The sequence below is a fragment of the Acidobacteriota bacterium genome (assembly GCA_016195325.1).
Lineage (GTDB): Bacteria > Acidobacteriota > Polarisedimenticolia > JACPZX01 > JACPZX01 > JACPZX01.
Window position 1 is genome coordinate 98,171 of sequence record JACPZX010000028.1, and the last position, 11,060, is coordinate 109,230.

General features: G+C 69.4%; 11 protein-coding genes and 1 tRNA gene. All 12 read right to left on the reverse strand.

All coding sequences use genetic code 11. From position 1 onward, the window contains the following. Positions 1–27 precede the first annotated feature (27 nt). Positions 28–570, reverse strand: a complete 543-nt coding sequence (locus tag HY049_06705) for a retropepsin-like domain-containing protein (GenBank protein ID MBI3448587.1) — start codon at positions 568–570, stop codon at positions 28–30. A gap of 3 nt (positions 571–573) precedes the next feature. Next, positions 574–807, reverse strand: coding sequence for a hypothetical protein (locus HY049_06710; GenBank protein ID MBI3448588.1), 234 nt, complete (start codon positions 805–807; stop codon positions 574–576). A gap of 31 nt (positions 808–838) precedes the next feature. After that, positions 839–914 (reverse strand) — tRNA-Ala (locus HY049_06715). Between the two features lie 84 nt (positions 915–998). Then, positions 999–1,970, reverse strand: a complete 972-nt coding sequence (locus HY049_06720) for a hypothetical protein (GenBank protein MBI3448589.1) — start codon at positions 1,968–1,970, stop codon at positions 999–1,001. 78 nt (positions 1,971–2,048) lie between these two features. Next, a complete protein-coding gene (locus HY049_06725; GenBank protein MBI3448590.1) occupies positions 2,049–3,503 on the reverse strand; it encodes a nucleotidyltransferase family protein in 1,455 nt (484 codons plus the stop codon). Positions 3,504–3,517: 14 nt separating this feature from the next. Next, positions 3,518–4,216: a polyprenol monophosphomannose synthase gene (locus tag HY049_06730; GenBank protein ID MBI3448591.1), complete on the reverse strand. Its 699-nt coding sequence runs from the start codon at positions 4,214–4,216 to the stop codon at positions 3,518–3,520. A gap of 40 nt (positions 4,217–4,256) precedes the next feature. Next, positions 4,257–5,276, reverse strand: a complete 1,020-nt coding sequence (locus tag HY049_06735) for a flippase-like domain-containing protein (protein MBI3448592.1) — start codon at positions 5,274–5,276, stop codon at positions 4,257–4,259. 9 nt (positions 5,277–5,285) lie between these two features. Beyond that, a complete protein-coding gene (locus tag HY049_06740) occupies positions 5,286–5,963 on the reverse strand; it encodes a glycosyltransferase family 2 protein (protein ID MBI3448593.1) in 678 nt (225 codons plus the stop codon). 35 nt (positions 5,964–5,998) lie between these two features. Further along, the gene (locus HY049_06745) at positions 5,999–7,024 is read right to left on the reverse strand and encodes a hypothetical protein (GenBank protein ID MBI3448594.1); all 1,026 of its coding nucleotides are present in this window, start codon (positions 7,022–7,024) and stop codon (positions 5,999–6,001) included. A gap of 147 nt (positions 7,025–7,171) precedes the next feature. Continuing rightward, the gene (locus tag HY049_06750) at positions 7,172–8,098 is read right to left on the reverse strand and encodes a glycosyltransferase family 2 protein (GenBank protein MBI3448595.1); all 927 of its coding nucleotides are present in this window, start codon (positions 8,096–8,098) and stop codon (positions 7,172–7,174) included. Beyond that, on the reverse strand, positions 8,085–9,620 hold the full coding sequence (locus tag HY049_06755; protein ID MBI3448596.1) for a hypothetical protein: 1,536 nt from the start codon (positions 9,618–9,620) through the stop codon (positions 8,085–8,087). Before HY049_06755 ends, HY049_06750 begins: the two co-directional genes overlap by 14 nt. After that, the coding region (locus HY049_06760) for a sulfatase-like hydrolase/transferase (protein ID MBI3448597.1) at positions 9,605–11,060 on the reverse strand (1,456 nt) is incomplete at its 5' end. The genes HY049_06760 and HY049_06755, both read right to left, overlap by 16 nt.

The following is an 11,060-nucleotide window of genomic DNA, read 5'->3' on the forward strand; positions in this document are numbered from 1 at the left end:
GAAAAACCACATTCCCTCCCATTCACCCTACCTGGTGAACTTCAAGCTCACCTTGCCCGTGACGCCGTTGTAGATCAGTTCCGTGCTCGCCAGCATGTTTCGGCCGAGCAAACCGTCGATGACTTTCGAGTCCATGAGACTGCCACTGGTGATTTCCGTGTTCGCCGCGATTTCATGCTCCACGCCCGAGAGCCTCTCAGATTGAATCACGAAGACGATGCGGCCGATGTAGACCCGGCCCGTCGTGTCCACGCCGACTCCGTGCATGGGGACACCGGAGTTGATCAGCTTGAGCCCGGCCCGCTCCGCGATCTCGTGCTTGATCATGCAACCGTCCGCTCCGGTATCAATCAGGAAGCGACACGGCACGCGTGGAGGAACCGGCAGACTCGCAGCCAGTAAGGCTTTCTCGTGGGCGGCAGTCACGCCGACGTGCGCGAGAATGACCGGGCCCGGTTGCAGCAGTCCCTGGGGAGTGACGTCGAACTCGACTCGCGGATTTTCAGCCTGTGCGCGTCGTTTCAACTTGTCCAGCGCTTCCAGGTCGCGCCGGGATTTGTCGGAGCGCACCAACTACGCGGAGAGCACGCGAGCGCCGTGGAACGAGACGTTGACGGTCTCTTGCGGCGCGATTCTCTGAATGAAGAACGGCTCGAGCCCGTGGAGAAACGTTCCGCGATCGAACGCTTCCTCCAAACTGCTGAAGAAACCCACGACATCGCTTCCCTTGATGAGGACGAACTCGCCGAGGTGTGTTCGGCGCCAGTCTTCCAGGTTCTGGAGGTAAACGCCCCGCTCGGAATCCAATTCAGCCATCATCTCACCCCGGGGAAACTCTTGGTGGACGGCAAGGGATTCGAACCCTCGGCCTCCGCGTTGCGAACGCGGCGCTCTCCCATCTGAGCTAGCCGCCCACCCGCTGAGGCTCGCGCCGACGAACAGCCGAGCCCGGAGAGGCGCGGATCATGTCACCGCGCCCCGCCGGGGTCAAGAAGAAGTCAGTGGCCCTTCTTCGTCACCACGAAGCAGCCGCCCTGGTTCCCGATCCACAGCGAGCCATTGCACCCCGCGATCTGCCCCGGAGCCCCCGTCGCGAAGACCGTCGCGGTCCCGCTCGGCGTGATCCGGTAGACGGTCCCCGGGTCCTGCCCCGCCACGTGGGCGAACATGTCGCCGCCGAAGCCGAGCCCGTCGGCCCAGTCGAACTCCCGGAACACGGTTCCGAGGGAAGTTGAAGTCCCGTTCGGGGCGAAAATCTCGCCGTCGACGTAGAGGTCCGACCCCCAGGCCCCCCCGCGACCGAAGCGCATCTCGTCGAATCGAGGCGGTCCGAACAGTGACTCCGCGCCCGCCGAATCGATGCGGTAAATGCCGCCAGGGATGAAGGTCGAAACGCTGCCGTCGTAGCCATCCGATGCCTCGAAGAAGAGGTCGGACCCGAAGCCACCCGTGGGATCCACCGCCGACGCAGCATCAGTGCCGAATCTGAAACCGCGAACGCCCTGGCTGGCCCACGTGACATCGAACTGCTGGACGACGCTGTCCCCTCCTGTCGAACTCGGATCTCCCTTCATCGTCACGTCGATCAGATCGCCGCCGCGCCAGCCGCCGGGGGTGAACGAGACGTTCGTGGCGAAGTAGTTCGAGATGAGCCCCGGCGGGGCGATGCTCGACGTACCGGTGAACGTCACCCGCTCGACGCCGCCAATCGTGTCGAAGTCCTTGTTCACGGTCCTGACCGCGACGTAGACGTAGTCCCCCCAGGCTCCCCCGGGCGAGCACTGGATGTCGTTGATGGTGGCGCGCGGCGGTCGCAGGGACTGCGGCCCCGTCTGGGGGCCGTCGTAGCCACACTGGTTGAACTGCGTGACGCCGAAGCCCGCTTCCTTCACCTTGATCGACGCCTGCGGCGCCGCCGCCGCGAGAGAAAAGGACATGCCGCACGCGAGGACTACAGCTGCTCGTCTCATGGAGAGACCTCCTCATCGCCAGGACGTTGCATGCGACGGGAGCATACGACCATCCGGGATGGACAACCACAACGGGATTCAGGAGCGGCGCCAACCCCGCACGGCGCGGTACGCCGCGCGGAACGGGAAGGTCGCGGCCCGGGCGAGCTGACCGGCCCGCGAGTTCCGGCTCCTCCGCGCGATGTCCCCCATCCCCTCGGACTCCCCTTCCCCGCCCGACAGCGCCCGGAGAAGGAAGGCGACCCGCCCGCTTCGCCCGCCGGGACGCAAGAGCGTCTTGTGCAGCAGCCGAATCCCCGCGATCGACAGCGGGCTCGCCGACGGCTCGAAGCCGCAGAGGTTCATGAGCGCGAGACGGCGGAGCCCCGCATGCTCCAGCGTGGGGCGCCGGCGGGGGATCAGCCGTTCGAGCCCCGGACACGACCCGGCGATGAAAGCCTCGCCGTAGGCGCGCGCGAGGACGAAGAGCGAGTCCTCGAGAAACGCCGTCGCCCCGGTGCGCTGCGCGAGGTCGGTGAGCACGGAAGGATCGATCTCGCGACCCTCGACGCGCAGGAGGGCCGCGACGTCGGCGACCTGGTACATCTTACCGATCGAGACGTTCCCGTGGATGTCGATGAGAAGGTGGAAGAGGATGTGCGCCGGCGCGGGGCGCCGCGCGCGAAGCCGGGGGTGAGGGCGGCTCGCCGCGATCATCTCCGGGAGGATCGGCGCGCACGAGCCCGACGGGATCCAGATGCCGGTGTGCGGCTCGATCTTCACCGCTTCGGCGGCGCTGACGCGGGGGGCGAGATGGTGGTGGTGCTCCCGGTACCAGGCGCGCGACCAGATCCCCTCGAACGACGCGTACCCCATCGACTCGAGGATCCGATCCGCGGCGTCGACCTCCGAGTCCGCGAAGAGGATGTCGAGGTCGCCGATCATCCGGTCCCCTGGCCCGGTGAAGGCGAGCTGCTGGAGCGCCGTCTCCTTCAACAGGATCGGCGTGAGGCCGGCCGCCGCGAAGGCGTCGAGGAGGCGGGAGAGGAGATCGAGGAGGCGCTCGTTGCGCGCGCGGATGCCGGCCGCCGCGCGGGTGAGCGCCTCGCGCGTCCCGGCGTCGACGGCGTCCCCCCCGAGCGCGAGCGCGGGAGCGGCCGCGGTCACGAGGTTCGCGCGGCCGACGGCGCGATGGAAGGCGGGCCAGGATCTCACGCGCGAGGCCGCCTCGGCGATCGCGCGGCCCCGCTCCGGGCGCAGCGACACGAGGGCGAGGAGCTTCCCCTCCGGGTCGTCGAGCGTCACCCTCGGGGCGGGGCCCTCCGCGACGCGGCGGGCAGCGGGAAGAAGCGAGCCGGCCGACTCCGTCGAGAGGAGATCGAGGAGACCTTCCTCGAAGCAGCCGTAGAGGGAGTTCGCGGCGAGGTAGTCGCCGTTGGCGTCCGGGGGGAGCTCGCGGAGCCGGGCGCGAAGCCCCTCGGCCTCGTAGCCGTGATGCAGCCAGAACTCCCAGAGGAGCCGGTCTTCCCCGAGGACGTCCTGGGCGCTGCGCACGGCGGAACCTCTCGTCAAATCCCCAGGCGGAGGCGCCAGACGATCCAGAGCGCCTCGAAGATGATCGCGTTGTTCATCTTCGACTGGCCGACGTGGCGATCGTTGAAGGTGATGGGGACCTCCGCGAGGCGGAACCCCTTGCGGTAGGCGCGGTACTTCATCTCGATCTGGAAGGCGTAGCCGTTCGAGTGGATCCGGTCGAGGTCGATCGCCTCGAGGACGGTCCGCCGGTAGCACTTGAAGCCGGCGGTCGCGTCGCTGATGACCGAGCCCGGGATCCCCGTGATCATGTTCACGTAGATGGTCGCCATCTTCGACAGCAGGAGGCGCTTGAAGGACCAGTTGATGACGCGGACGCCGTTTCGGTAGCGGCTCCCGATCACGAGATCGGCCTCGCGGATCTTGTTGAGGAAGTCGGGGAGGGAGTTCGGGTCGTGCGAGAAGTCGGCGTCCATCTCGATGATGACGTCGACCTGCTGGCTGAGGGCGTACTTGAAGCCGGCGACGTACGCGGTGCCTAAGCCCAGCTTCCCGCTCCGGTGCAGCACGTGGACGCCGGGGTCGGCCTTCGACATGTCGTCGGCGATCTCCCCGGTGCCGTCGGGGCTGCCGTCGTCGACGATGCACACCTCGATGTCGTACGGGAGGGAGCGCACCGCCTTCACGATCGACTGGATGTTCTCCGACTCGTTGTACGTCGGGATCACGGCCATCGCGCGGATCGGGCCCGTCAGATCCTGCGCCGGACGCCGCTCAGCCACGGGGCGCTCCTTCTCCCGTCACCGGGGCGGGCGGCGGGGCGGTGGGGTGCGCGCCGTGCGGGATCACCGGGGCGCGCCAGAACATGTACGCGAGGGCGCCGTAGAGCGCGGCGCTGCCGCTCACGACGAGGAGGAATGCGACCGAGAAGCTGACGACCTGGGGAAGCGAGATGCCGCCCGGGCCCAGATAGAAGGCCAGCGTCGCCTCGCGGATGCCGATGCCCGAGATTGTCAGCGGGAGGAGCGCCGCGATGCTCGCCCCCGCGAGCCCGGCCGCGAGCCGCAGGAAGGCGACCGGCACGCCGAGGCTGACGGCGACGAGGTATCCCTGGAGAAACGTGAGAAGCGTCGAGGCGAGCGTGGAGACGAGGGCGACGAGAGCCGGCCGCCGCCCGGAGGGGGTCGCCATCTGCTCGAGGCCCGCGATCGCGTCGCCGAGCTCGCGCCCGGCGCGCGCGAGGCCCACCCTGCCGAAGGCAGCGCTGGCCTTCTCGGGACCGGCCTGGCTCGTCCACCGGTACAGCGTCCACGCGATGACGCCGGCGAGGGCGACGAGGCACCAGGTCACCGTGCCGCCGACGGGGCCGAGGAGGAATCCCGCGCCGGCCGCGGCGACGAGGGTGAGGGCGAAGGCGTCGAGGAGGCGATCGGCGATCACCGACGAGGCGGCGCGGCCGAACGAGATCCCCTTCTCGCGGCTGACGGAGAAGGCCTTCGTGAAATCGCCGAGCCTCCCCGGGGTCCACGACGCGATGGCCGAGGCGATGGTGTACGCGCGCACGGACGGCGCAAACCCGTAGTCGATCGCCTGAAGCTTCATGATCTCACGCCATCTCCATGCCTTGATGACCAGGAGGGCCAGGTTGATCGCGGCGCTGCCGACGAGCGGGAGCCACCGCGCGCGCCCGAGGAGCCCGCGGATCTGCGCGTGATCGCTCACGTACCAGAAGGCGAGGAAGAGCGCCGGCCCGATCCACCGAAGGGCCCAACGGCCGAGACGCCGCCCTCGCACGCGGCGGCCTCAGGCCGCCGTGAACCGGAGCTTGAGAATCGTGCCCAGGATGATGAGGCCGTTCCGGATTCTCTTGAAGTTCGTGCGCCCCGCCGCGCGGCGATCGCGCGTGACCGGGACCTCGACGATCTTCAGCCCGCGCTTGATCGACTTGATGAGCATCTCGGTCTCGATCTCGTACTCCTTCGCGGTGAGCGGGATGGCGCGCACCTTGTCGAGGCGGATGGCGCGGTACCCCGCCTGCGAGTCGGTGATGTGCACGCCGAAGAGGATGTTGATGAGCCCGCTCATGAACTTGTTGCCGAAGTAGTTCGGCGTGCTGATGGCCCCTTCCTTCATCGTCCCGATGAACTTCGAGCCGTTGACGAAGTCGGCCCCCCTGTCCAGCTCGGCGAGGAGGAGCGGGATCTCCGAAGGGTAGTCCTGGCCGTCCCCGTCGATGAAGAGGACGACGTCTCCCGTCGCCTCCTTCAGGCCGCGCTGGATCGCCTTCCCCTTCCCCTGGTTCGGCTCCTGGCGCACGACGCGCGCTCCGGCGCCGCGGGCCGCCTCGGAGGTGTCGTCGACCGAGCCGTCGTCGACGACGAGGACCTCGTCGCCGGGCTTCAGCACGGCCTTCACTCCGGCGATGACGGCGGCGATGTTCGGGCCTTCGTTGTAGGCGGCGATGATGGCGCAGACTCTCATCTCGGGGGCTTCTCCTTACGGCAGGGTGGATGGGATCAGACGAGCCACTCGGGGCGCGCGCCCCGGAGCGCCCACTCCATCGCCTGCGTCGCGAAGATGGAGGTGACGGAGTTCACGTCACGGCTGCCGGCGCAGTAGACCAGCCCCCCTTCGGGGGACCTCAGGCTCGAGAGAAACGCGAGGCCGCGATCGATCGAGGAGCGGTACGCCACAGGGTCGACCGCGAGCCAGATGCGAACGGCCTGCGCGCTCGCGTCCCCGACCTTCACGCGGTTTCGCGAAGGGTCCTCGTACCAGTTGTAGACGCTCCCGTCCTCGTTCTGCCACGCCTTCAGGCGATCGGCGCCCGCCTTGAGATACGCCGTCGTGTCGGCGTAGCCGCGCGCGCGCATGTACAGCAGCCCCTCGAGCGAGTAGCAGTGCGCGTGCGTGTAGACGACGGTGTCCGTCGGTCCGATCCGGAACGCGCCCTGCTTGAAGCAGGCGGGGGCGAGCTCCTCCATGACGCCGCGGGCGAGGTCGCGGAAGGAATCGTCGGCGAGATCCTCGCCGAGGCAGTCGAGCGCGATCATCGTCTTGAGCTGGTGGGTGCCGTAGATCGTCGACCAGTGGTGCGGCATCGTGGCGGCGGTGCCGTCGTCGTTGACGAGCGTCGTGCGCCGCATCGTCGAGTCCTTGACGAAATGCGCCATCCGGGCGAGGACGCCGTGGTCGATGCGGCCGTGGAGGAGCCTGCGGTACGCCGACAGCCCGGCGACCGCCATGCAGGTGTCGAACAGGTACAGCTTCCCGTCCATCCCGACCCCTCCGAGAGGGGGGGTCAGGCGCTGCAGGCTCGCCGCGATGGAGTGCGCGCGCTCCGCGAGCGCCTCGTCCTGCCGCTCGCTGGCCAGGTAGGACATGAGGCGGAGGTACAGCCCCATCGACTCCGGGTAGACGAACCCGGGATGATCGGGATTCACCCACGAGTAGATGCAGCCGTCCCCGTTGGTGATGGCGGGCGACTTCAGGAAGCCGATGACGCTGCTTTGAATCTCCTCCAGCGAGGCGGACACCTTCAAATCACGATTCTCCTGTGGGGGGGCCATTTCAGAGGGGCAAGTATACGGCCATGTGACGCCATTTCAAGCAAATGGGGGAATTCCCGCCGGCCGCCGACCGGCGGGCCGTCCGGGGCGTCCCCGTTGTCGGGATATGCCTGGCCGGCGTCACGCGGAGGGGTCCGGCCCCCGGAGCCCCTTGCTGATCATGTCGGCCAGCACGCCGATCGCCAGGATCTGGAGGCCGGCGAAGAGGAGGATCAGCGTCTTCTCCGTCAGGTCCTCGCGCACGAAGACGTCCCACCCCGCGCTCACGGCGAAGGCGGCGAGGATCGGGAGACAGGCCGGGATGAAGATGCGGAGAGGGTTGAAGTAGAGGATCGCGCGCAGGATCAGCACGAGGAAGTTCAGCGTGTCGCGGATGGGGCGGATCTTCGACCGGCCGTGCCGCTTCGAGTAGTCGATGGGGACGAAGGCGACGCGGAAGTCGTTGCACAGGAGCGCCAGCGTGATCGTCGTCGTGAAGGAGAATCCGGCCGGAAGGATCGGGAAGAAGCGCAGCGAGCGATCGCGCCGGAAGATCCTCAGCCCCGAGTTCAGATCGGGGATCTCCGTGCTCGAGAGGTACGACGCGAGCCGCCGCAGGAACCACTTCGCGGGGCGCCTCACAAGGGGGATGTGCACGCTCTTCCCGGTGCGCGCGCCGACGACCATGTCGTGGCCGGGGGCGAGCTCCAGCAGGCGGTGGATCGCGTCGCTCGGGTACGTCCCGTCGGCGTCAATGATCAGGATGAAGGGGGACGCGGCCGCGCGGATCCCGCTCTTGAGGGAGGCGCCGTACCCCCGGTTCGCCGCGTGGGTGACGACGGTGACCCCGTGGCCGCGGGCGATCTCCCCGGTGCGGTCCGACGAGCCGTCGTCCACGACGATGATCTCGAAGGCCCACGCGCCGCCGCCGAGCGCCTGCTTGAGGGAGTCCAGGACCTTACCGATCCCCGCCTCCTCGTTGTAGGCGGGCATGACGATGGAGACCGCGCGCGGAAGGGCCTCGTCCTTCCGCACCGCCGCGCTCGGCGCCTCTTCAGTCGCTCTCATCCGGTCGCGGCCTCCCCCGGCGGGTCGCGCCCGCGCGGACCTCTCTCGCGCGCGCCGAAAGCCGGACGGCGAGAAGATATGAGATGGGAATTCCCACGGCAACCAGCGTCGCCACCGCCTGCTCGCGGTGGAGCGACGGCACCGTCCCCGTCATGCGGATCGCGTAGACCCAGTAGACCTCGAGCGCGCCGAGCGACGCCGACAGCAACAGCGCCGCGCGCCTCAGCGCCCCTGCCGCGAGGAGGGCCGCGACGGCCACGATCCAGACGCCGTACGAGACGCGAAGGAGCGCTGTGACGACGAGAAGGTAGGGCATCAGGATCATCAGCCCCGAGCGCGCCACGTCCTCGTCCCGGCGCGCGCGCAACGCCAGCCGGGCGGACCAGAGGGCGAGGAGCGCGGTCAGGGCGAGGGAGACGAGGCCGAGGAGGCGCGACGCCATCTCTGAGAGCTCCGCGCTTCCCGACGGGAAGGCGCGGCTCGCCGCCATGCCGAGGACCATCAGGATTCCGCCCTGGTAGTGGCCCATCTGGTACGGGCGCAGGACGGCGAGGGGATCCATCCCGCGCACGTAAGGGAGAAAACCGAGGGCGACGACCGCGGCCGCCACGAGGGCGAGGCCGGCGGCGGCGCCGAGCCCCTTACGGTCGCGGCGCGCCATGAGTGTCTGCGCGAGCGCCAGGAGGAGGAACGGGGCGGTCACGTACTTGATGAGCACCGAGACGCTCAGGCAGACGACGCCGATGACCCGCTCGAACGCGGCGCCGAGCGCCGTGGCGCGCTGCCAGAAGAAGAGGCCGAGGAGCACCCACATCATGAGGAAGACGTCGTTGTGCGCGTCCCCCGCCACCTGCGCGAGGATCAGCGGGTTCCACAGGTAGAGGATTTCCCCCTCGAGCGCGCGCCGTCCCCATCCGCGCCGGATTGCCCCCACCAGCGCGCCGTTGAGGAGATGGGCCAGCAGGAAGAGGACCTTGTACACGACGACCGACCCGGCGAGCGACGCGGGTGAGACGAACGCGAGGATCCCGGCCGTGCTCACCCACCCCGGCCCGTACAGCGTCGTGAACTGCGGCCACCCCATCGCCCGGACGAACTCGTCTTCGGGGAACCTGTCCGCCGGAATGGTGAAGGGGTTCACCCGCTGGACTGCGAGAAGGCGTCCCTGGACGATGTAGTCGAAGACGTCCTTCGAGAGGAGCGACGGGAGGAAGACGAGGAGGACCGTCACCGCGGCGGCGACGAGATAGACGGCTCGCCGGGCGGCATCCTCTCCGCGAAGGAGGGCGCGCACGGCGCGGTAGGCGGCGGCGTACGCGGCGAAGAGCGAGATCCAGATTGCCGCGAGGAAGGCCGCGACCCCCGCCGCCGACCCGATCGACCAGTCGCCGAGAGGGCGCAGGCCGAAGATCGGCGCGGTGTGGCCGACCGACAACGGCACGTAGAAGTACAGGGCGTAGAGCGCGAGGGTGACGGCGCCGGCGATCGCGAGGCGGCGGCCGGGGGTCATCTTCGCACCCATGAATCGAGCTTCGTCCTGAGCGCCGCAAGGTCACCCGGGCGCGAGGGGGCCAGGTCGTGCTTCTCGAGAGGATCGGCGGCGAGATCGTAGAGCTCCCATCGCCACGGACCGGCGCCGTCGACGTGGAAGGTGCTCCCGATGACCTTCTGATCTCCGAAGCGGCAGGAGCGGAGGAGATGGAAGGGATGGCGCGCGCCCACGTACGTCATCTCGAGAAAGATTTTACGTTCCGTGAGGGGCTCGCCGCGCGCGAGCGCTCCCCAGGCCGACGCGCCGTCGGCCGCCGCAATCGCGGGCGCCCCGACCGCCTCGGCCAGCGTCGGGGCGACGTCGATCGCGCGAACGGGCTCCTTCACGACGAGCCCCGCCGCCACGCCCGGCCCCGCGATCACCAGCGGGACCCTCACCAGCTCCTCGTAGAGCGTGTCGTCGTGGCCGAGCCCGCCGTGCTCGATGAACTCCTCCCCGTGGTCCGACGTGAAGGCGACGATCGTCCGATCGGAGAGGCCGCGCGACTCGAGGCCGCGGAGCAGGCGACCGACCTCCGCGTCGATCGACGAGACCGCCCCGGCATAGAGTCTTCGGAGCCTCTCGAGATCCTGCGGCTCCGCCCGGCGGCGCCCCGCCATCATCTCGGAAAGCTCTCCCGCGCCCATCGGCGCGAAAGGCTCCCCCGCTCCCTGCGCGCTCGCGGATTCCTTCGACGGCGTGTACGGGTCGTGCGCGTCCATCAGGTGCAGGAAGAGGAAGAAAGGCGGGCCCGAGGAGTCCGCGCACGCGAGGGCCTCGTCCACCACCAGGCCGGCCTGGGGAGACCCCGCGGGGGGGGACCACAGTCCAAACGATGCGAGCGTGGCGGCCAGACGGGATCCGGCGTGACGCGCGAGGCGCGACGGAGCGAGGTCGCTCGTGAAGGTCGAGAACCCGCGGGCGAGATCTCCCGAGCCCTCGAGCGAGGCGTCCGCGGTGACGGCGTGCGTCGCGTAGCCGGCGGCGGCGAAAGCCGACGCCAGCGAGGCGCCGGACGCGGCGGCCCCCCGGGGGGAGCGCCCCGTGAGAAGCGCCGCGAGCGCCTGAGGCGTGTTGGACGCGGCGGCGTAGGCGATCTCGAAGCGGGCCCCTCGGGCCGCGAGGGCGTCGATCCGGGGGGTGAGCGCGCGCGACGCGCCGTAGGCGCCCACGTAGTCGGCGCGGAGGGAGTCGGCGACGACGAGGACCACGTTGGGAGACGAAGCGGCGCCGCCGGTGCGGGCCGGCGACGGGCGTTCCGCGATCGCGCTCCCGAGGGAGACGGCGAGCGCGATCGAGACGACGGCGGCCGTCGAGACCCACGCCAGCCGCGCGAGCGCCGGCGCCACCTGCGCCACGCGCGCCAGTCGCGCCGCGGCCCAGCCGACGGCGACCGCGACGGCCAGCGCGATCACGGCGTCGAAGTCCAGC